Source organism: Lewinella sp. IMCC34191, assembly GCF_003390935.1.
GTDB lineage: Bacteria > Bacteroidota > Bacteroidia > Chitinophagales > Saprospiraceae > Neolewinella.
In genome coordinates this window covers 295630-315707 of record NZ_QNQZ01000007.1, presented here as the reverse complement: position 1 = coordinate 315707, position 20078 = coordinate 295630, and the positions used below count along the sequence as shown (strand labels likewise).

Annotated in this window: 19 protein-coding genes and 3 tRNA genes; 10 read left to right on the top strand and 12 right to left on the bottom strand. The window is 56.7% G+C overall.

What is annotated here, in order from left to right; genetic code table 11:
• Positions 1-111: 111 nt before the first annotated feature.
• The 6 genes from DRW39_RS15210 to DRW39_RS15185 form a co-directional block, all read right to left on the bottom strand.
• Positions 112-187, bottom strand: a tRNA-Gly gene (locus DRW39_RS15210).
• A gap of 30 nt (positions 188-217) precedes the next feature.
• A tRNA-Tyr gene (locus DRW39_RS15205) sits at positions 218-299 on the bottom strand.
• A 38-nt stretch (positions 300-337) separates the two neighbouring features.
• Positions 338-413, bottom strand: a tRNA-Thr gene (locus DRW39_RS15200).
• 111 nt (positions 414-524) lie between these two features.
• Positions 525-1430, bottom strand: coding sequence for a tyrosine-type recombinase/integrase (locus DRW39_RS15195; RefSeq protein ID WP_116107909.1), 906 nt, complete (start codon positions 1428-1430; stop codon positions 525-527).
• Positions 1431-1483: 53 nt separating this feature from the next.
• A complete protein-coding gene (locus DRW39_RS15190; RefSeq protein ID WP_157976146.1) occupies positions 1484-2329 on the bottom strand; it encodes an FkbM family methyltransferase in 846 nt (281 codons plus the stop codon).
• A gap of 43 nt (positions 2330-2372) precedes the next feature.
• A complete protein-coding gene (locus DRW39_RS15185) occupies positions 2373-2870 on the bottom strand; it encodes a hypothetical protein (protein ID WP_116107907.1) in 498 nt (165 codons plus the stop codon).
• 18 nt (positions 2871-2888) lie between these two features.
• On the opposite strand from DRW39_RS15185, the gene DRW39_RS15180 reads away from it, so the two are divergent.
• The 7 genes from DRW39_RS15180 (at position 2889) to pckA (ending at position 11457) form a co-directional block, all read left to right on the top strand.
• Entirely contained in the window at positions 2889-3881 is a 993-nt protein-coding gene (locus DRW39_RS15180) for an acyl transferase (protein ID WP_116107906.1), read from the top strand.
• A 239-nt stretch (positions 3882-4120) separates the two neighbouring features.
• On the top strand, positions 4121-5155 hold the full coding sequence (locus DRW39_RS15175) for a LacI family DNA-binding transcriptional regulator (protein WP_116107905.1): 1035 nt from the start codon (positions 4121-4123) through the stop codon (positions 5153-5155).
• 142 nt (positions 5156-5297) lie between these two features.
• Positions 5298-6440: an endo-1,4-beta-xylanase gene (locus DRW39_RS15170; RefSeq protein ID WP_116107904.1), complete on the top strand. Its 1143-nt coding sequence runs from the start codon at positions 5298-5300 to the stop codon at positions 6438-6440.
• A gap of 15 nt (positions 6441-6455) precedes the next feature.
• Positions 6456-7934, top strand: a complete 1479-nt coding sequence (locus tag DRW39_RS15165; protein WP_116107903.1) for an MFS transporter — start codon at positions 6456-6458, stop codon at positions 7932-7934.
• Positions 7935-7972: 38 nt separating this feature from the next.
• On the top strand, positions 7973-8986 hold the full coding sequence (locus DRW39_RS15160) for a glycoside hydrolase family 43 protein (protein WP_116107902.1): 1014 nt from the start codon (positions 7973-7975) through the stop codon (positions 8984-8986).
• A 30-nt stretch (positions 8987-9016) separates the two neighbouring features.
• Positions 9017-9832 carry an SDR family oxidoreductase gene (locus DRW39_RS15155; protein WP_116107901.1) on the top strand — a complete coding sequence of 272 codons (816 nt, stop codon included), beginning with the start codon at positions 9017-9019 and terminating at the stop codon, positions 9830-9832.
• A gap of 44 nt (positions 9833-9876) precedes the next feature.
• On the top strand, positions 9877-11457 hold the full coding sequence (pckA, locus tag DRW39_RS15150; protein ID WP_116107900.1) for a phosphoenolpyruvate carboxykinase (ATP): 1581 nt from the start codon (positions 9877-9879) through the stop codon (positions 11455-11457).
• A 37-nt stretch (positions 11458-11494) separates the two neighbouring features.
• On the opposite strand, the gene DRW39_RS15145 is transcribed toward pckA, so the two are convergent.
• Both DRW39_RS15145 and DRW39_RS15140 read right to left on the bottom strand, forming a co-directional pair.
• A complete protein-coding gene (locus DRW39_RS15145) occupies positions 11495-12427 on the bottom strand; it encodes a lysophospholipid acyltransferase family protein (protein WP_116107899.1) in 933 nt (310 codons plus the stop codon).
• A 24-nt stretch (positions 12428-12451) separates the two neighbouring features.
• Positions 12452-12790 carry a MerR family transcriptional regulator gene (locus DRW39_RS15140; RefSeq protein ID WP_116107898.1) on the bottom strand — a complete coding sequence of 113 codons (339 nt, stop codon included), beginning with the start codon at positions 12788-12790 and terminating at the stop codon, positions 12452-12454.
• 66 nt (positions 12791-12856) lie between these two features.
• Here DRW39_RS15140 and pxpB point away from each other — a divergent pair, with 66 nt between their 5' ends.
• Entirely contained in the window at positions 12857-13534 is a 678-nt protein-coding gene (gene pxpB / locus DRW39_RS15135) for a 5-oxoprolinase subunit PxpB (protein WP_157976145.1), read from the top strand.
• Entirely contained in the window at positions 13519-14370 is an 852-nt protein-coding gene (locus tag DRW39_RS15130; protein WP_116107897.1) for a biotin-dependent carboxyltransferase family protein, read from the top strand. The genes pxpB and DRW39_RS15130 overlap by 16 nt, the downstream gene beginning before the upstream one ends.
• Here the strand turns inward: DRW39_RS15130 and DRW39_RS15125 are convergent.
• From DRW39_RS15125 to DRW39_RS15115, 3 genes are all read right to left on the bottom strand, one after another.
• Positions 14354-14512: an AtpZ/AtpI family protein gene (locus DRW39_RS15125; RefSeq protein WP_116107896.1), complete on the bottom strand. Its 159-nt coding sequence runs from the start codon at positions 14510-14512 to the stop codon at positions 14354-14356. The genes DRW39_RS15130 and DRW39_RS15125 overlap by 17 nt on opposite strands.
• Positions 14513-14543: 31 nt before the next feature.
• Entirely contained in the window at positions 14544-14984 is a 441-nt protein-coding gene (locus DRW39_RS15120) for a polymer-forming cytoskeletal protein (protein ID WP_157976144.1), read from the bottom strand.
• Between the two features lie 81 nt (positions 14985-15065).
• Positions 15066-16112 (bottom strand): PorP/SprF family type IX secretion system membrane protein, encoded by a 1047-nt coding sequence (locus DRW39_RS15115; protein ID WP_116107894.1) that lies wholly within the window; start codon positions 16110-16112, stop codon positions 15066-15068.
• Between the two features lie 255 nt (positions 16113-16367).
• Here DRW39_RS15115 and DRW39_RS15110 point away from each other — a divergent pair, with 255 nt between their 5' ends.
• On the top strand, positions 16368-17282 hold the full coding sequence (locus DRW39_RS15110) for a bile acid:sodium symporter family protein (RefSeq protein WP_410503598.1): 915 nt from the start codon (positions 16368-16370) through the stop codon (positions 17280-17282).
• Here DRW39_RS15110 and DRW39_RS15105 read toward each other — a convergent pair.
• Entirely contained in the window at positions 17269-20031 is a 2763-nt protein-coding gene (locus tag DRW39_RS15105) for a gliding motility-associated C-terminal domain-containing protein (RefSeq protein WP_116107892.1), read from the bottom strand. The two genes, DRW39_RS15110 and DRW39_RS15105, sit on opposite strands and share 14 nt — an antisense overlap.
• Positions 20032-20078 lie beyond the last annotated feature (47 nt).

Below are 20078 nucleotides of genomic sequence, written 5' to 3'. Positions count from 1 at the left end.
AACCCGCGACCCTCAGCTTGGTGCGTTTTGTGGGGTTGGGGCCCCACAAATAAGCCGCTCTACCAACTGAGCTACTCAAATTAATCTCCGGACCCACCATCGTGGACCCTTTGGAGCGGAAGACGAGATTCGAACCCGCGACCCTCAGCTTGGAAGGCTGATGCTCTACCAACTGAGCTACTTCCGCAAATTGGTACAAATACCATACCAGAAAATGTGGGGGTGGTAGGATTCGAACCTACTCAGCCGAAACACTGGATTTACAGTCCAGCCCACCTCTCCAACTGTGGCGCACCCCCATTTTCTGATAGCAAGACTCAAAGTGTGAAACCGGTCATGGAGCCGATGGACGGACTCGAACCGCCGACCAGCTGATTACAAATCAGCTGCTCTACCAACTGAGCTACACCGGCCTAAAACCTTGAATCTCTCTGTATTTTCAAGTCAGCTTGGGGACGTTTTCCCAAAGCGATTGCAAAGGTAAGATGTTTCCTACAATTGACAAAGCAACAAAGCCCGAAATTTTAACGCAAGTCTTCATTTCCCCCGCCAGGGTGTGCGCGACGGTATACTTCGCGCAGCCTTTCCAGGTTGTTGTGGGTATACAATTGCGTAGCTGCCAGACTGGCGTGCCCCAGTAATTCCTTCACCGCGTTGAGATCGGCCCCCTCCTCCGTCAGGTGGGTCGCAAAACTGTGCCGCAGTACGTGTGGGCTTTTCTTCGCTTCGCGGGTTACGCCTCCCAGGTATCGGGTTACCTTATTATATACATATTTGGGGTACAAGGGTTTACCCTTGGCGGTTACCAGTAATGCCGGTCCCTCGATTTGGGCGACGGAGCGCAGGTATAATGCCCGTTCCAGCAGTTCGGCCAACCCCCCGCCGAAGGGCACTATACGCTCCTTGTTTCCCTTGCCCCGAACGAGAAGTTCCCGTTTGTCGAGCCTGACGTCACTTATCCGTAACCCGATCAGTTCGGCCCGGCGCAGCCCCGCCTGGTACAGGAGCGATAGCATCAGGTGATCCTGCAGAGAAAAATAATCTTCGTTGGTTTGGGGATCCGGAAAGGCAGAAAACAAATACCGCAAGTCAGCACGCGGAATCGTAGCAGGCAGTCGCCGACCGGTTTTAGGTGTAGGTATCCGTTTCGTGGGATTCTTTTCCTGCAGGCCCCGCGTCTGGCGGTACAGGTAAAAGGCCTTGAGTGCCGAAAGCTTCCTGCGGATGGTCGTCGCTGCCAGACCGGAACCATTCAATTCCGTAATCCAGCTCTTAACCATATCACGGGTCACGCCCCCGGCTGACACGACATCATAGGTATCTCTACAGTACGCCGCAAACTGATCGAGGTCGCCGGCGTAAGCCGAAGCCGTATGACTACTCAGTCGGCGCTGGTAGGTTAAATGATTGATAAATTCCCGAGATTCCACGGCCTCAAAGGTAGGGTTGATGTCCAGTATTAACCCGGCAGTTGTGTGTGAGGCTAATTACCTGCGCTCCGCCGCCGAATTGCTTCAATATGACCGGCAGTCGTCGCGTGAGTATCCAACCACCCCGGCATCATTATATTGAAAGTCTTGTAGATAACGCGTCGGATGACTTTCTGTAGGAAGTTGCGCTTCATATCCGTATTGTAACCCAACCACCGATAAGAGTAGAAGTGTACAAGGTACAGGAAGTAGGTAGTCCGATACCCATGCCATTGCCCGGCCAGGTCCGTTCCAAACATCCCCGTATCCCCCTGCGCAAAATTCCAGCCACCGTATCTCCCCTGACGCGTGCTGATAGGTTCCCGTAGAGTGGTCACCTTAAATTGTTTTACCAGGAGAAACCGGTCGTAGCCTACTTCTTTCAGTAGTCTGAGGTGACGGTGTACATAGGACCAGTCCTGCCCCCCTACCCCTGCCTCCATAGATAGGTAAGATGGCAACCCGGCAGTTTCCCGTAGTGCGGAAAGGCAGTAAATGTCCCGCCCCTCAATATCAATCTTTAGATAGTAAGGAATACCGTGCCTATGCAATTCGCTCGGGAAGTCCACGGTGGGAACTTTCGTTTCTACTATTAATTCTCCCCGCTTGCACTTGCGTTCGGCCCAGTTAGCGGCAACCGTACCCCAAACCGTAGCATTGGGGTGGCGAAAGAAAGTGACGACTCCTTCCCTACCCTCTTCTCGCGCGACAATTGCACCTTCGACAATAGTAAGTCTACCTGAGGCGATTTCTGATGAAAACCTCGCGCGGTTTGCCTTCACCAAAGCGTGGTTTGCCTCGAATGCAATTACCCGGTAGCCCTTAGCTAAATAGTTGGCGGTGTCTTCGCCGGTATGCATACCGACATTATAGATTAGCGAGTCAACCATACCAGACTATCCTTTACCTCCCGAAACACTTGATCTTGATCATTTCGGTCTGAATGGTATTCGACTGGTTACCGGCCTGATCGAGCATGAAGATGCGGAGGCTAAAGGTATCCACCGGATAGGCGGGATCCTGGGCCGGGAAGCGACCATTGTAAATACAGTTGACCTGGCCCGTATTGATTAGTGTGAAGAATACGTCGCCGCTGATGCCATTACCGGTACCCTCGCGCGGTATGGGCGGGAGCGCCAGAGGGGTCAGTGTGTTAGGGAAACGGCTATCCACGTAAAAAATATCCGTGCTGTCTTCGGAACTGAGGTCACCGTCGCCATCCGTGAAGCTGAACTGAAAGACGATGCTATCGGGAATACCGGTCACCTGTGCGAAGATGCTGTCCTTGCTTGCCCCTTCATAGATGATCACCGGTTCATCGGGATATTCCGGGGGATTGACGCAGCCGGTGACGAACAGTCCGGTGGCGAACAACCATAGATAGCAACGGGTGTATAGCATGGCAAATAAAGGATTAGCATGTGGCGAGACGAACTGGCTGAACGCATCGAGAAGGTAGATCCGGCATCCTTCTGGGACCTGGCCCTGGACGTGTTCCGGTACCAGGCCTCTAATAACCTTATCTACGCCCAATATCTCGATTTGTTGCACCTCGACGTCCGGCAGGTAAGGCAACGGACGGATATTCCTTACCTGCCCATTTCCCTTTTCAAAACACAGGACCTGCGAAGCGGAGACTGGACACCCGTGCGTACGTTTACCAGTAGCGGCACCACCGGGTCCACTACGAGCCACCATCCCCTGCGGAGCGAATCGTGGTATGCTCGCCTCGCCTCCCGGACTTTCGAACGCACTTACGGCCCGTTACGGGACCGTGCCGTCCTGGCCCTGCTGCCCGCCTACCTGGAGCGAACGGGGTCAAGTCTGGTCTTCATGGCCGATGACTTTATTCGCCGAAGCGGGCACCCCGCCTCCGGTTTTTACCTGGACGATTTGCCGGCCCTGGCCCGTCAGCTTGCCGATCTGACTTCCCGGGGCGTGCCTACGTTGCTGCTCGGCGTAAGTTTTGCCTTGCTGGACCTGGCGGAGCTTTTTCCTCAGTCGCTGGGCGATACGATCGTGATGGAAACCGGGGGAATGAAGGGACGCCGCCGGGAGATGACCCGGGAAGAACTGCACGATACCCTTTGCCGGGCATTCGAACTCCAGCACATACACAGTGAGTACGGCATGACCGAGTTGCTGAGCCAGGCCTATGCCCCGCGCGGCGGCCGGTTCGAGCCGGCCCCTACCCTGGCGGTGACCCCACGGGACATCACCGACCCCCTTTCGGCCGCACCGAACGGCCGTAGCGCCGTACTGAATCTGACCGATCTGGCCAATCTGGATACCATCAGTTTCATAGCGAGTGACGACCTGGGGAGGGTGTACGACGATGGGAAATTCGAGGTACTGGGGAGGTTGGACTATTCCGACATCCGGGGCTGCAATCTCCTGGTCGGTGACGTCTAGCCAGCTAACCGGCATACCCGGATAGTGACATCACCGGGCCTACCCTTAGGTGGACAATCGGGGGTCCAGGTCGTCGGTCGATACCCGCGAAGTCGGCTCACTACGCCGAACCGACCGCCGCTTAGAGGGCAGAATTACTTACCTTACCCACTTTCTAAGTAGCCGGACTTGCTTTATTAGCAACCGTTTATCGGCGAATCCACCCTTCACATCTTTGCAAATAATATGACTGATCCTCCATGAATAAAAAGCGTAAAAAACGGGTAACCATATATGATTTAGCGATGGAATTAAAGGTTGCCCCCTCCACCGTTTCCCGGGCGCTACAGGACCACTACAGTATCGGGCAGGATACGCGGGACGCAGTAAAGCAACTGGCGTTAAAACGGGGTTACCGGACCAATACGATGGCCAGCAACCTGCGTAAGCAGCAGACCACCACTATCGGCGTGCTGGTCCCCTGGATTAACCACCCCTTCATCTCCAACCTCATTTCCGGCATTGAGGCGGAGGCGCGTGCGGCGGGGTACGAAGTGATCATCAGCCAGTCACAGGATTCGTACAAGAACGAGGTAGCCAACGCCAGGGCGCTCTTTGACAGCCGGATTCACGCGCTACTGGTGTCACTGGCTATGGAAACCTCCGAATACGGCCACCTTACCGAGATCGTTCAGAGCGGTACCCCGGTGATCTTCGTAGACCGGGTACCCCAGAAAATCGAGGGGTACCGCGTCATGATCGACAACGCAGCCACGGCCCGGGTGGCTACCCAGCACCTCATCGATCAAGGCTGCCGGAGAATCGCACTACTGGGTGGTGCCCGCAATCAAGTGATCTATCAGGAACGGGAGTCTGGCTACCGGAAGGCGTTATGCGAGAACGGCATAGAGATCGACGAAACGCTGATCCTGGCTTCCAATCGCCTGAATATGGACGAGGGCTATCACTTCACTCGCCATCTCTTCGAAGAAGGAAACCGACCGGACGGCATTTTCAGCACGATGGATATCGCGGCCGTCGGGGCCATCAAGTACGCCCATTCCGCCGGCATTCAGATCCCTCAGGATTTGGCCGTGATTGGGTTCAACGACGACCCGGTCTGCGAAATCATCGAGCCGCAGCTCTCGTCCATGTCCCACCCTGCCGCCGATATGGGGCGTAAGGCACTGCAGCAGGCCCTGCGCATCGCCAACCTCGAGACGCCACTGCCGCCGAAGTTCGTCTACCTGGATACCGGCCTGGTGGTCCGCGCCTCGTCGCTGCGTAAAGGCTAACCGGAAACTTTCGCAACACGCGCAACGGACAAAGATGGCTAGTCACCACACAATCGATTTCGTTCCCGCCTAAAAGTACTTACATTGGCGCACCGTAACCTTATCGCCGGCAAGTGCCGCTCAACCTTTACAGGCGTTCGACATGCAACTACTCCACTACTTCCGTAATTCCATATTCCTTATTCTCGCGCTTGGCCTGGCTGGCTGCGCCGGCACTAACAGCGCTCCGGAAACGGAGGCGGGTGCTTCGGAAACCGATCTCTCCCTGGCGGAAGCGTACGCCGGTAATTTTTATATCGGCGCCGCCATCAACGCCCCGCAGATCATCGGTCAGGATACGGCCGCGCTGCGGGTACTGGCGCGCGAATTCAATTCCATTACGCCGGAAAACGTAATGAAGTGGGAAAACATTCAGCCAGGACCGGATTCATTTACCTGGGAGATGGCCGACGCGTACGTCGACCTCGGCGAACAGCAGGATAAATGGATCATTGGACACACACTGGTTTGGCACTCCCAGGCCCCGGCCTACATCAACGAAACGACCGATCCCGATCAGTTGCGCACCTATATGGAGGAGCACATCCGGGCCGTGGCCGGCCGCTACGCCGGACGCATCGACGGCTGGGACGTACTGAACGAAGCGCTAAACGAAGACGGCTCGTACCGGGAGTCCGTGTTCTACAAGCTTCTTGGTGAGCAGTACATAGTGGATGCCTACCGGATTGCCGCGGAGGCTGCCCCCGACGCGGAACTCTACTACAACGATTATAATCTTAATAACCCGGAGAAGCGTACCGGTGCGGTCCGCATCGTGAATTTGCTAAAGGAGAACGGCCTTCGTATCGATGGTGTCGGCATGCAGGGGCACTACAACCTGAACGGCCCGCCCATCGAGGAAGTGGAAGCCAGCATTGAGGCTTACGCCGCTACCGGCGCGAAGGTGATGTTTACGGAGTTGGATTTGACCACGCTGCCCAATCCCTGGGACCTGCAGGGAGCCGACGTGAACCAGAATTTCGAGGGAAGCGAAAAAATGAACCCTTACGCGGCCGGACTGCCGGATTCGGTTTCCACCAAGATCGCCGAGCGCTACGCCGATTTCTTCAATTTGTTTCTGAAGCACGACGAGGCGATTACCCGGGTTACGCTTTGGGGCGTGAACGACGCGCAGAGCTGGCTCAATAACTGGCCGATCCGGGGACGTACCAATTACCCCTTACTTTTCGACCGCGATTCCGCTCCTAAGGAAGCCTATGACGCCGTTATCGCGCTCAAGCAATAAATCAAGGTCTTCAATATGTCTATAGAAAACCACCAGTTGTCGGTCACCGAAAAGGTAGGTTATGCCCTCGGCGACCTGGCGGCCAACCTGATTTTTCAGACCCTGGTTACGTTCATTGCCTTCTTCTACACCGATGTCTACGGCATACCGGCGGGATGGGCAGCCTTGATCATCTTTTGGGCCGGTATTCTCGGGGGGGCGGTATTCACTCCGATTATGGGGGCCATTGCCGACCGTACCCGTACCCGCTGGGGGAAGTTCAGGCCCTGGATTCTCTGGACGGCCGTTCCCTTTGGCGTAATTGTCATGCTGACCTTCGCCACGCCGGACTTCGCACCGACGGGCAAGCTGATCTACGCCGGCGTTACGTACCTCCTGTTGGTTATGTTGTATTCGGCGAATAACCTGCCCTACAGCGCCCTGAGTGGCGTATTGACGGGCAGCATGTCCGAGCGAAACAGCCTATCCAGCTACCGATTCGTAGCCGTCATGATCGCGCAATTCATCATTCAGGTGCTGGTGCTGCCGATCGTGTTGATTCTCGGCGACGGCGATAAGGCGATCGGCTTCGAGCGGACCATGACGATACTGGCCTGCGCGGGCGTGGTCATGCTGATCATCACCTTTCTAACCACCAAGGAACGGGTCATTCCACGGCCCGAGCAGGAGTCAAGCGTAAAGGACGACCTCCGAGACCTCGTACAGAACCGCCCCTGGGTAATCATGCTGGTCCTGACCACGCTGGTGTTCGTAGCCCTGGCGCTGAAGGGCGGCTCCTACGTCTACTACTTCGCGGAGTATATGAGCGAACCGGCCCTGGTGGCCTTTTTGGAGAACATCGGATTTAACGGCTTTATCGACGGACTGAACTCGACACTGATCGGAATGGGGCTTACGGAGTTTCGCTGGCCGGAGGATCCCGCCACTTCCGCCTTCAGCTTATATAACGCGACCAGTATCATCTGCCAAATCATCGGTATCTTCTTCAGTAAAGCCCTGGCGGATCGGTACGGCAAACGGAATGTATTCGGCATCTTTCTGTTTATATCCACCGTTTTCCTGCTCGTCTACCTCTTCTTCCCTCCCGACGCGGTAGGGCTGGTTTTCCTTGCGCAGGTTGGGCACGGTCTGGCCTATGGGGTCACCGTACCCTTGCTATGGGCGATGATCGCCGACGTCGCGGACTATTCCGAGTGGAAGAACAACCGGCGGGCTACCGGCATTATCTTTTCGGCCATGATCTTCGGCCTGAAGGTCGGATTAGCGGTCGGGGGAGCCCTGGTTGCGATGCTCTTGTCGTTCTACGGTTATGAGGCCGGGGCGGCGGAGCAAACCGCCGATACCGTAGGCGGGATCCGACTGCTGGTGAGTTTATACGCTTCCCTGCCCTTCCTGATCGGATGCGGACTGCTATTCTGGTACGAGATCGACAAAGGAATGGAAGACCGCATCGAAAACGATCTACTGGTGAGCCGGGCCAAGAACGTAAGCTGATTAACCAAACAAGAAACCGAGCATACCTATAAATTTTTATGGATCAGGAACCTGACTACGACGAACTACGGGCGGCGGCACTTTCTCAGCCGCTGGTTGAACACATTTATACCGCCGATCCGTCGGCTCACGTGTTCGAGGACCGCATTTACATTTACCCCTCCCACGATATCGATGCCGGTATTCCATTCAATGACAATGGCGATCACTTCGGAATGGAGGATTACCACGTGCTGTCGATGGACCGGCCTTTCGGCGAAACCACCGACCACGGCGTTGCGCTACATGTAAAGGACGTCCCCTGGGCTTCGCGGCAAATGTGGGCCCCGGATGCGGCCTACGCCAACGGGCAATACTACTTCTACTTTCCGGCCCGCGACCAGGAAGGACGCTTTCGTATTGGTGTAGCCACCGGTGATCGACCCGAAGGGCCGTTCCGGGCCCAGCCGGAGGCAATCAAGGGAAGCTATTCCATCGACCCCGCCGTTTTCGCGGATAGTGACGGCCAATATTATATGTACTTCGGAGGCCTGTGGGGCGGCCAATTACAAGAATATCGCGATAACCACTACGACCCATCGCACGAGGAACCCACGGGGGACACCCCCGCGCTGGGTCCGCTCGTGGCCCGCATGCGACCCGATATGTTGGAATTCGACGAGGAACCACGGGAGATCGCGATCGTAGACGCCGATGGGAAACCGCTGCTCGCGGGCGACAATGACCGGCGATTCTTCGAGGCAGCCTGGATGCACGTGCACGATGGTACCTACTATTTCTCCTATTCTACAGGCGACACCCACTATATCTGCTACGCCACCGGATCCAGCCCGTACGGTCCGTTCACCTACCGGGGTAGGATCCTGGATCCCGTCATCGGTTGGACGACCCACCACTCCATTTGTTCCGTGGGGGGCAAATATTACTTGTTCTATCACGATTCCGTACTTTCCCGCGGCGTGACTCACCTTCGTTCGGTGAAGATGGCCGAAATCGAATATTCGGAAGACGGAACGATACGCACACTCCATCCCTACCCGGGCAAGGAGTAGTTATTACATACGCACATTACCGAGGAATATATGTCTAGTCTTTTTGATTTAAGCGGAAAAAACGCTTTGCTGACCGGGGGAACCGGCGCTTTGGGAACGGCTATGGCCCGCGGGCTCCTGCAGGCAGGGGCACGTGTAGCTCTTCTTAGCCGAAATCCCGAAAACCTCACCAGTGCCCGCGAGGAACTAGGAGGTGACCCGGATAACGTTCTGCTGCTAAAGGGCGACGTCACCGACGCGGAATCCCTGCGTGATGCAGCAACTGAGCTAAAGGAGAAGTGGCAGAAGCTAGACATCCTGGTCAATGCCGCGGGCGGCAACCGTCCCGGCGCCACGATCGGTCCGGATCAGACCTTTTTCGATTTGAAGATGGAGGATTTTGCCGGAGTGAGTAAACTGAACCTGGATGGTACGGTCATTCCCAGCCTGATCTTCGGTAAGATGCTCACCGATCACGGGAGCGGCAGCATCATCAACATCAGCAGCATGGCGGCCGACCGCGCCATTACCCGGGTAGTCGGCTACAGTGCCGCGAAGGCGGGCATCGATAATTTCACACGCTGGCTGTCCGTGGAGATGGCTCGGAAGTACGGGGGGAAAGTGCGCGTAAACGCCATAGCCCCCGGATTCTTCATCGGCGAGCAGAATCGTCGTCTCTTATTGAACGAAGACGAATCACTGACCGATCGGGGGAAGACCATCATCGCCAATACGCCAATGAACCGATTCGGGGAAGCGGAAGAATTGATTTCCACGCTTATCTATCTGTGTGCGGACGCCAGCAGTTTCGTTACCGGTATCGTCGTTCCGGTGGACGGTGGATTCAGTGCTTTTTCGGGGGTGTGACCGCCAAACAGTAACTTACCACCCCTAACCAAAGCTTTGCCTTCATGCAACACCACAATCTGCGCGAAAACCTCAAGGTAGCCGCCCTGGTGGAAGATACCGTCACCAAAGGACAGGGGCACCTCAGCGATACCGGTGCCCTCATCATCAATACAGGTAAGTACACCGGCCGGTCTCCCCAGGATCGCTACATCGTTGAAGACGATATCACCCGCGACACGGTCGACTGGGGGAAGATCAATAAGCCCATTGCTCCCGAGTCCTTCGCCGCCCTGCGGGAAAAAACCATGGAATATGCCAAGGGGCTCGAAGAGGTTTACGTCCGTGATGCCTATGCCTGTGCCAGCCGCAAGTACCGGATCAACATCCGCGTGTTTACGGAGTACCCGTGGCAAAACATGTTCGCCTACAACATGTTTCTCCGCCCGGACGACGAGCGCATCACGAACCTTATCTCCGACGAGTGGACCATTTACGCCTTTCCGGGCGTGACGGCGGACCCGAGTGTACACGGTACCCGTCAGGATAACTTCAGCATCATCAACTTCACGGAAAAGACGATCCTGATCGGCGGGACGGCTTACACGGGCGAGATCAAGAAAGGCATTTTCTCGGTGCTTAACTACGTGCTCCCCACGCGGCGCAACGTGCTGAGCATGCACTGCTCGGCCAACGTCGGTACGAAGGGCGATACCGCCTTGTTCTTCGGGCTTTCCGGAACGGGTAAGACGACGCTAAGCAACGATCCCGATCGTCGCCTCATCGGAGACGACGAGCACGGCTGGAGCCAGGCCAATGTTTTTAACCTGGAGGGCGGCTGCTACGCCAAGGTGATCGACCTGAGTGAGTCGAAAGAACCGCAGATATACCGGGCCATCAAATTCGGTGCCCTGCTGGAAAACATCGGACTTAGAGAAGACGGTCATACGCCGGACTACGAGGATGACAGCATCACCCAGAATACCCGCGTGAGTTATCCGATCTACCACATCGATAACATCATGTACAACAGCCGGGGCGACCTACCCCGGAATATTTTCTTCCTGACCTGCGACGCCTTCGGCGTGCTCCCTCCGATCAGCAAGCTCACGCCCGAACAGGCCATGTACCAGTTCATCAGTGGCTATACGGCCAAGATCGCCGGTACCGAGGCCGGCATTACCGAACCTCAGGTGACCTTTTCGGCCTGCTTTGGCGCCCCCTTCATTCCCCTGCATCCCACCCACTACGCGGACATGCTGGGCAGTAAGCTGAAGGAGTCCGAGCAGGAAGGCGAACCCATCAATGTCTGGCTCGTCAATACCGGCTGGACCGGTGGAGCATACGGTGATGGTGCCCGTATCGAACTGGCCTTCACCCGGGCCATGATCAAGGCCGCCCTAACCGGCGCCCTGGACGACGTGCAGTACGTGGCCGATCCGATCTTTGGCTTACAGCGGCCCACTAGTTGTCCGGATGTACCGAACGCCATGTTGAACCCCCGCGATACGTGGCGGAATGAGGAAGACTACGATAAAGCGGCCCAGCGGCTGGCTCAGCTCTTCCACAATAACTTCTCCGGCTTTGCCGATCAGGCAGATCAGGCCATTATTGCCGCCGGACCCAAGACCGTCGTACCGTCATAATTGCCTTTCCGGCAATCGATAGTGATATGTATCTAACCTAGCCTTCCCGTGCGTATTCGGGGGGCAGGTGATCATGAGTCCGCAGTAAACTCGCCACCTCCTCCGGCACCGACCGCTTCCAGCGGCGGTGGCTCCAGAGCCAGGTCGCGGGATTGCTGCGGACTTCGTGTTCCAGGCGCCGGGCAAAAGCTTCCGTGATGAAGCCAGGCTCCGTCAGCCGGGGCGTATCCGTAATGGGGATAAGCTTGGCGGTGTAGTACCCCCTACCCTGTCGACGCAGATTCATATAGTAGACCGGGCGGTCATAACGAACGGCGTACCGCTCCGGGCCGGCCAGAAATGCGGTGGTCTGCCCGAGAAAAGTCGTCCAGAGAAGTTTCTGCCAAATGATGTTACTAGGTGACTGGTCGGCTACGAAGAACTCAACCGTCGGCGTGCCATCGTGCTCATCGTAGTACTCCTGCACTACCCGCCGGGAAACCAACTGGGTGCCGGTCCGGCCCCGGTTATCCCGGAATAATTTATCCAGCACCTCGTTCTTCAGCGGGCTGTAAATCCCCATAACCTGAAAACCGGCAAATTGCGGCTGAAAGGAAAGGGCCGCGATTTCCCAGTTGCTGAAATGCGCGCCGTAGGCAATGAAGCTGCGACCGGCCTCTCGCAGGTGATCCACTACCTCCGGGTTAACCACTTTACACCTGCGCACCGCCGCCCCTTTACTCATGCTGAAGAGCTTTATGCTCTCCGCTACGCTGTCGAAGAAGAAACCGTAGTAATCCAGGGCGAGGCTTCTCACCTGCCGATCGTCGTAAGCGGGAAAGGAGCGGCGGATATTACTTACGACTACGGATTTACGGTAGCCGATGCCATACCAGTTCAGCCATTTCAACCCGGTGGCCAGACCGTAGATGACCGGCCACGGCAGATAGCTGAGTGGGAGAAAAACCAGATAGTATAGAAAGTAGGCCAACGGCGAAAAGGTATATAAACCGGATTAGGCCTGATCGCGCATCTCCACCAGCCGGCGGCGCACTTCCGTAAGCCGGTCGATGATCTGTTGCTTTTCCGCTTCGGGTTTATCGCCGGTGGCGATTTCACGACGCGCGCCCTCCAGCGTGAAGCCCCGCTCCCGGACCAGGTGATAAACCTGCTGGAGCTGGGTGATATTCTCCTTGGTGAAACGTCGGTCGCCCCGGCTGTTTTTGTTCGGTTTAATGTGGCTAAATTCGTTCTCCCAGAAGCGAATCAGGGAAGTGTTCACGCCAAGTTTCTTGGCCACCTCTCCGATGGAATAGTAGCGTTTGAGGTCGTCGTCCGTTTTCTGTTTGGCCATCGGAAGGTCCCGGTTTGGTGCGGCCGGAAAGTACGACCTTTTACCCAATTGGGCTACCTTGAGGGGGTGCGCAAACCACGCTCCATCAAGGACTACGGCCGGCAGGCGCTACTGCTGGAATGGGAACAGCGGATAGATCCGGCTATTCTCCGGGGTGTCCTTTCCTACGCCACGGCGATAGAACATCTGCCCGGGATCGCGTCATGCGTTCCCGCTTACGCCTCGCTATTGGTGACCTTCAGCGGCCCGTCGAAGGTATGGCGCGATCGAATCTATACCCTCGAGGTCAGCGAACTGCCCGAGGTGGCCGGGGCGCTCCATCGCATACCCGTCTGTTACGGGGGGACCCACGGACCGGACCTGGAGCACGTAGCCGAAGAGCGGGGACTCCGCCCGGCGGACGTCATCCGGCTGCACACCCGTCCTACCTATCTGGTCTATCTGCTTGGTTTTCGGCCGGGCTTTGCCTTTATGGGGAAGGTAGACGATCGGCTGCGGATCTCCCGTCGCGAGAATCCCCGGCCCAAGGTGCCCGCCGGTGCCGTCGGACTGGCAGGCAGCCAGACGGGCATTTACCCGGAATCCTCTCCGGGGGGCTGGCAACTGATCGGATACTGCCCCCTACCACTCGTGAGCGCTGGCGGAAACACCCGGTTTAAGGCTGGCGACCGGGTCAAATTTTACGCGGTCGAGGAAGACGAGTTGGCAGATGCGGTCAAAACGGATACATGGCCCGGCAACTGACCATAAAATGCACGAAGCGGGCCGGAGGCGCGCGCTTCGTTGACGGCGGCCGGCCGGGTTACCGTAGCCAGGGCATTCCCAGCGGGGGGCCGGCGGACCGGGCGGCGGCGGAGCAGGTTAACCGGCTGCTGGGTCAGTCCCCTTCGCATCCCTCTCTGGAATTTACTCTTGCCGGAGGAAGGTGGAAGTTAGTCGGTGAGGGTCAGCTTGCCTTAGCCGGGGCCGATATGGACTGGCGACTGAATGATCGCCCTATCGACCGCGCCCGGGTGATCGATGTGACCGGAGAAAGCGTACTGGCCGGTGGATTTGCTCGCGACGGATGTCGGTCGTACCTGGGGATCCGCGGCGAATGGGAGGTCCCCACCCTTTTGGGCAGTATCGAACCGGGTTTGCCCGGCACCGAAGATTCGTTCGATGGCTATTCCTGGTCCGTACGTTCGCGTACCTACTGCGAAGCTCGGTGGGAAGAACCTGGGGTATATCGTGAGGGAGAACCCTGCCTAATAAACGCCGTTCCCGGCCCGGAGTGGGAACTCCTGGACCGGGAACGTCAGATGGGCCTTATTAACAAGCCGCTAATGGTGCACCCCGATAGTAATCGTCAGGGGATTCGGTTTCACCGGAGCGACCGGTCAGGGGGCGCGATTCCACCTTTGCTGAGCAGTCCGGTATTGCCCGGTACGGTTCAGTTTACGCCATCGGGAGCGATTTTACTTGGCCCCGACGCGCAGACCGTTGGTGGTTATCCGCGCGCGTTGGTGGTAGTGGATGATTTGTCGCCGGCTTTTCAGCTGCGTCCGGGGCAAACCGTGCGTTTCAGAGTAGATCTTTGATACTCACCCAGAGTCCACCGACTACGCCGACCAGACTAAGGACCACGGTGATCCAGGGGTTGGTACCAAACTGACCGTCAAGGTAGTGTCCCAGGAATACGCAGACCATGATCGTACCGATCAACTGCGCGCCCAGGCCCATGTATTTGGTCCAGGCTCGTGCGTCATCGCCCTTAGGCTTTGACGGCGGCACCGTTAGACTTATGCTTTTCGTGTTGCTCCTTCATACCGTTGGAGCTACCGTTGTTGGAAGATTTGGTGTAACCGGCGGCGGGATCCTTATCGCCCGTTACGGTACACTGACCGTCGATGAGACAGCCGGACCCTACGGCCATTTTGCTGGCGCGGACATTGCCCTTTACGCGGGCGGTGTCTTTGAGGGTAAGCAAGTCGCGTACGATGATCGTACCGGAGAAGGTTCCTTCGATCATGGCATTCTGGCAATCGACGTCGCCGGTGATCGAACCGCGTTCGCCGATGATCAGCTTGGCTTTGCAGACGAGGTCGCCGTCCAGTTTACCGTCGATGCGGATGTCTCCACCGGCCTGGATGTTGCCCTTGATGGAGGTGTGCTCGTCGATGGTGTTGACGCCACCGGAGGGGGCGGAAGGCATGGCCCCCGGGGACTTCTTGGGTGTTTCTTTCCCGTTTCCAAACATGATATTAGGATTATATTTTATGAGAGAAGTAAAGTGTTAAAACTGGGGGCAATATACGCCCCGGCGCTGATTGCCGCATATTTTATACTGCAAAGACAGCTCGAAACCACCGTTTCCATCGGTAGCCACCCGCAGATCGCTGGTATTAATATCGTAGCTAAAGCCAAGCGCAAAATTTTCGTAATCGAAGCGAGTGCTCAGGATCACCGCGTCCGTCAGCACGCTGCTATCGAGGCGATTGCTGACACGCGTCCAGATACCCACCTGGAAAGACTGGCTGGCGGCGTTGCGACCGGCATCCAAAAGGAACTTCAGGTTGGTACCGGCATTGACCTGGAAACTGGGTCCCTGGGTCATCAGGATCGCACCGGGAACGAGCCCGAAGCGCCGGTTCAGCATGAATTCACCGCCGGCGTGGGCCGTAAAGCGAGTGTAAAGCAGGTCTTCGCCTTCCAGGTCAAAGCTTTGGTTGGCCCGGTTAAGGTGGTGCAGGGCACCGCCGGCGTAGAGGCTGTTATTTTCGTCAAAGACCATAAACCAGAGCAGACCGGCCGCCATATCGGAGAAGAGGAATTCGTCGCGGTCCAGGGTGTTCTCACCGCTTCCCAGGCTGGGGTCGAAGCCACCTTCGCCATCGTGCTGCGATCCCCAGCGGAGCGCCAGGAAGTCGAGGCTGCGTTGGGCGGCTCCCAGTTCGGCTCCGGCCACCAGGTAGTTGCCGTAGTTGCGGGCTCCGCCAAGTTTCTTGCTGTAGCTGGCACTCAGTTTGCCCGTGGTGGTGGCGAAACTGGCTTCACCGGCGCGGTCACCCCAGAAAGTACCTCCAACGCCGAAAAAGTCACTTCGGCCGACGGCGATTCGCTGGTCGTAGCTGACGCTGTAGGTCTGAAACGCATTCGCACCCAGTACCGAAGCCCACTGGCTGCGGTAGTTCAGCGAGATACGACTGTTACAGTTCATGACCCCCGTCATGGCCGGATTCAGGTTAAGGGGCGACATGTAAAACTGAGAAAAGTGGATATCCTGCGCCTGAAGGGTGAACGCACAGAGCACCGCTAAGAAAAAAGTATGGACTAACTTCATATCAGTAGGGGGGTGAAAAACATACAAACGCGCCTTAAGGCACAAGTTTACAAGGTAACGAAGCCTAATCACGGATTAGTCTTTCAGCATAAAAAAGACCGGTCGCGCAAGCGCAGCCGGTCCGGAAATAAACACCTAAAACCCTATTATTCTCTTTGGAGCGGATACTTTCGCCCGGACGCCTTCACATACGATGCAATCCCGCGGACATTATCGTAATTAAACGTCTAGCGCGAAAATAGGCGGAAATATTCAATAGTAAAAGGTCAGAAAGAAAAAATGGTAGATACATTAATTACAGTTGTCTTGGCAACAATTATGTTCTCTATAGGTCTAAGCCTACGCTATTTCGACTTTCGTAACCTATTATCGTCGCCTCGCATCCTACTTATTGGCTTGTCTCTACAATTAATCGCCCTACCGGCACTGGCCTTCGCCATCACGGGAATGGCGAATTTACCTCCCTCCTTCAGTCTCGGATTTTTGGTGCTGGCCGCCTGCCCGGGTGGACTGTCCAGCAACTTTATCTCTTTTCTTCTCCAGGCCAATACCGCCCTGGCCGTCAGTCTTACAATTTGCAATTCGGCGCTTTCGATGCTCACCATTCCGTTCATCGTCAATCTCGCTCTGGATAACTTTCTTCCGGCAACGGATACGGTCCAACTGGCCCTCTTCCCCACTGCCCTACGCATCTCCCTGATCGTGCTGCTACCGGTGGTGTCCGGCATGACCTTCCGCCGGCTTCGGGGCCGGACGGCGGAACGTCTCCTCCCCCTGCTGAGGCGGGCCTCGCTGATTCTTCTGGCCTTGGTTTTCATCCTTAAGCTATTCGCCCCGGCTGATCAGGGGGGCAGCGCGCTTACACTGGCGGAGATCACGACCATACTACCGGTAGCGCTAGTGATCAATGTACTGGCCTTATCGCTGGGGCGAATATTCGGGGATATCTTCGGTTACGGGCGCAACGATCAACTCACCCTCGGGGTCGAGATCGGGATTCAGAATACGAGTCTGGCTTTCCTGATCGCTACCTCCTTTCTGGATAATGAGCAGGCGTTGAAGCCCGCGCTCGTCTATGCGATGTTCACCTTCTTTACGGCTCTGGCTTACGGTTTGCTTCTCAAGCCAGAGCGCGCGCCGCATTTGTGGCAGGACTTTACCGGTCGGTAAACAGTTCGATGTATCCGCTCACCGGCTCTTCGGACGCCGTTATTCCGTCCAAACGCCGCTCGAAGACGGTTCCGACGTAATAATAGGTTCCCGACGGTAACGCTTCTCCGGACAGGTTCTCCCCGTTCCACTGGATGGCGGGATCTTCCGTTTCGAAAACGAGTTGTCCCCAACGGTTAAAAATTTTGAACTCTACCCGCTCGATAAAGCAAAGTCCTCGGGGTACGAACAGGTCGTTTTCGTTATCACCGTTGGGCGTGAAGGCATTCGGCAAGTCGTAGATCGGGCAGTTGGTCACGCACACTTCGTTGCTCGGCTGGCTTTCGTTACCGTTTTCATCCACGGCGGTCATCGTGTAGCATCCTACGATGCCCGTCTGCGGCGTGTGATCGAATCGTAACAGGTCTGTACTGGCTATTTCGGCGACGAGCGCAGGAGAAGAAGAGCTGTCGGACGCGAAGTATACCCGGTAGCTCGCCACATCATCGGCTCCACAGATCTCGCTACTCGGATCCCACTCGATAATGTTGAACAGGTTGTCATCGACCGTACAGTCGACTCCGCGGTCGCATACGCTTTCTACCATTAATACGGGCGGGCAGGGCGGCACGTCGTCGGTCGGTACCAGACAAAATTCCTGGCTCCGATTCAATAGAGGAGAAGGGATCTCCTCGACGTTATAGGATCCCCGGGCACGGATATAGTAGCAGTAGGTTTCGCCGTTCGTCAGGCCGGTGTCCGTGTACTCGGAACCGGTGATGGTTGCCAGACTGTCGTAGCTCGTAGCGCCCGGCAGGCGGCGGAAGATATCGTAGGACTCGTTCGTCCACGGCACCACTTCGGTCCAATTCAGATTGACGGCACGATCCGTGGGACTCCCCCCGAGCCGTACACTACTCGCGGGTTGCGCTTCGGCCAGTGGTTCGGTTTCGTTATTGACGTAGATTTCGATGCGGTAGCTATAGGCGTTACCCTCGGTATCCAGGTTCTGGTCGGTGTAGCAGGTATCGACGGCTTCCTCGAAGAACTGCGTCGTGTAGGACGTAATTTCCTCGAAGGCTCCGGGCTCGGTGGTCTGACCTACCGCCCGGCTCAGTACGTAACGGTAGGGTCCGGGATTGCTTATTGTATCCAGGCTAGCCGCTGTTGGCAGGATCCAGCACACGTCAACTTCCCCGCTGGTAGCGTCGGTGGAAATCACGTCCACTTTGGTTAGCAAGGGAATATCCCGTTCCAGTTGCACGCAGATCTCCTGGGAGGGAATAGACTCGATGTCTTCAAAGATCAGGCCCGTACTGGGTGTACGGCGGGCCATGGCGGCCACCACTCGGTAGCAGTAGGTACGGCCTCGCTGCACGTCGTCGTCTTCAAAGAAATAGCGGCCGTCGGCCAGGTCGCTGATCTCGGTGTCCGTTAATTCGGTGTACCCCCGTCCGGCCAAGCCGGTCTCGCAAGTATCGGGTACGAAGTTGTTGCTGCCCTCCCGCCGCCATACGGTGAAGCCCAGAAAATCCGGGTTCTCGTTGGATTCGCAGAAGTAGGGGCTCTCCCAGGTCACGACAATCGTTTCATCCTCCACCGTAGCCTGAACGTCCTGGGGAGGCGGTGCCACCACCTTTATACTGACCGACCGTAGCGTGGCCAGACCGGACGGTCGCGGCGGGCCGTTGTCCAGCGCCCGGAGTACGATGAAGTATTCCTGTTCGCTGATGTCGTTGCACGTTGTCTGCCAGCGGAATGTCCTCCGTAGCGGGTCCGATTGGAAATCCGGCATGGTATCGCCAACAACCGGCGTGAAGGTAGCCGGATTATCGACCAGGCCGAAAGGTCGGCCCGATGCGGAGAGAATTACCTCCTGCTCGGTGTCGGTGATGGGCGCGGTGGCTACCACGTCGAACTCCACGAGTTCACCGGCTACGACGCAGATCTCTTCGCGCTCGACTTCGATCACGGGCGGATCGTTAGCGCAGTCGTCGACGAAAACCTGCATATCCCGCACCAGCGTATCGAGCGGGATACCGTTGCGGAAGGATTTGACCATGAAGGCCAGGTTATACTCCCCCACGATGCCCGGAGCATCCCAGGTGATCTGCCCGGTCCGGGGGTCTATTTCCAGCGTTCCGGTTGCCCCGTCGATTTCGTTGGGGAGCCGGTAAGTGGGTATTTCCTGGCGGGGCGCGAAGGTGGGCGTCGTGAATTCGAAAGCCAGACTGTCGCCGTCCACGTCGAAGGCACCCGGGTTATGCGTCCAAACGGAACCGATACAGGCATTGTCAATGGGCTCCTGACTCAGCTGCGGTGAGGTGTTACAACCGTTCACGATGGGGTTCACCAAAGAATAGGAAGTGAAGACACTGAACGGGATATTCACCGACCGCGAACCGATGTTCCGCACGGCCGCTACCCGGTTGACGTCTTGAAAACTAAGGACGTACCGCCCGAATCCGGGGTACCGGTGGCAAGCCCGGTATTCGTTGCGCTGAATACCCGGCGCTACGTTTGAAACGGTACGGGTCCGGGAGATCATCTCGATCGTTCCGTCTCCCCAAATCAGTTCGAGACTGTCGCGATCAACCTCGGTCTGCGCCGTTTCGGTATAGGTGATAATGGTGGCGCAGACGCGCAGCTGCTCGTTGGTGTTTCCACAATCGCCGGCGGTCTCTACGATAATCTCCCCCGCGCGGTTGTGGGTACCGCTAAGTACCAGAGGCAGAGAAGTGAGAAAAGCTAGTAAAATTCGCAGACGCATGGACCAGTGGGTTGTACGGTAACGGCTAATGGATGCCGTTATCGGAA

Coding starts and splice junctions, on each gene's coding strand:
- DRW39_RS15190 (WP_157976146.1), bottom strand. CDS start 2,329: ATGCATACCGGCGAAGACACCGCCAACTATTTAGCTAAGGGCTACCGG.
- DRW39_RS15185 (WP_116107907.1), bottom strand. CDS start 2,870: ATGCTATACACCCGTTGCTATCTATGGTTGTTCGCCACCGGACTGTTC.
- DRW39_RS15180 (WP_116107906.1), top strand. CDS start 2,889: ATGTGGCGAGACGAACTGGCTGAACGCATCGAGAAGGTAGATCCGGCA.
- DRW39_RS15175 (WP_116107905.1), top strand. CDS start 4,121: ATGAATAAAAAGCGTAAAAAACGGGTAACCATATATGATTTAGCGATG.
- DRW39_RS15170 (WP_116107904.1), top strand. CDS start 5,298: ATGCAACTACTCCACTACTTCCGTAATTCCATATTCCTTATTCTCGCG.
- DRW39_RS15165 (WP_116107903.1), top strand. CDS start 6,456: ATGTCTATAGAAAACCACCAGTTGTCGGTCACCGAAAAGGTAGGTTAT.
- DRW39_RS15160 (WP_116107902.1), top strand. CDS start 7,973: ATGGATCAGGAACCTGACTACGACGAACTACGGGCGGCGGCACTTTCT.
- DRW39_RS15155 (WP_116107901.1), top strand. CDS start 9,017: ATGTCTAGTCTTTTTGATTTAAGCGGAAAAAACGCTTTGCTGACCGGG.
- pckA (WP_116107900.1), top strand. CDS start 9,877: ATGCAACACCACAATCTGCGCGAAAACCTCAAGGTAGCCGCCCTGGTG.
- DRW39_RS15140 (WP_116107898.1), bottom strand. CDS start 12,790: ATGGCCAAACAGAAAACGGACGACGACCTCAAACGCTACTATTCCATC.
- DRW39_RS15130 (WP_116107897.1), top strand. CDS start 13,519: ATGGCCCGGCAACTGACCATAAAATGCACGAAGCGGGCCGGAGGCGCG.
- DRW39_RS15125 (WP_116107896.1), bottom strand. CDS start 14,512: ATGGGCCTGGGCGCGCAGTTGATCGGTACGATCATGGTCTGCGTATTC.
- DRW39_RS15120 (WP_157976144.1), bottom strand. CDS start 14,984: ATGCCTTCCGCCCCCTCCGGTGGCGTCAACACCATCGACGAGCACACC.
- DRW39_RS15115 (WP_116107894.1), bottom strand. CDS start 16,112: ATGAAGTTAGTCCATACTTTTTTCTTAGCGGTGCTCTGTGCGTTCACC.
- DRW39_RS15105 (WP_116107892.1), bottom strand. CDS start 20,031: ATGCGTCTGCGAATTTTACTAGCTTTTCTCACTTCTCTGCCTCTGGTA.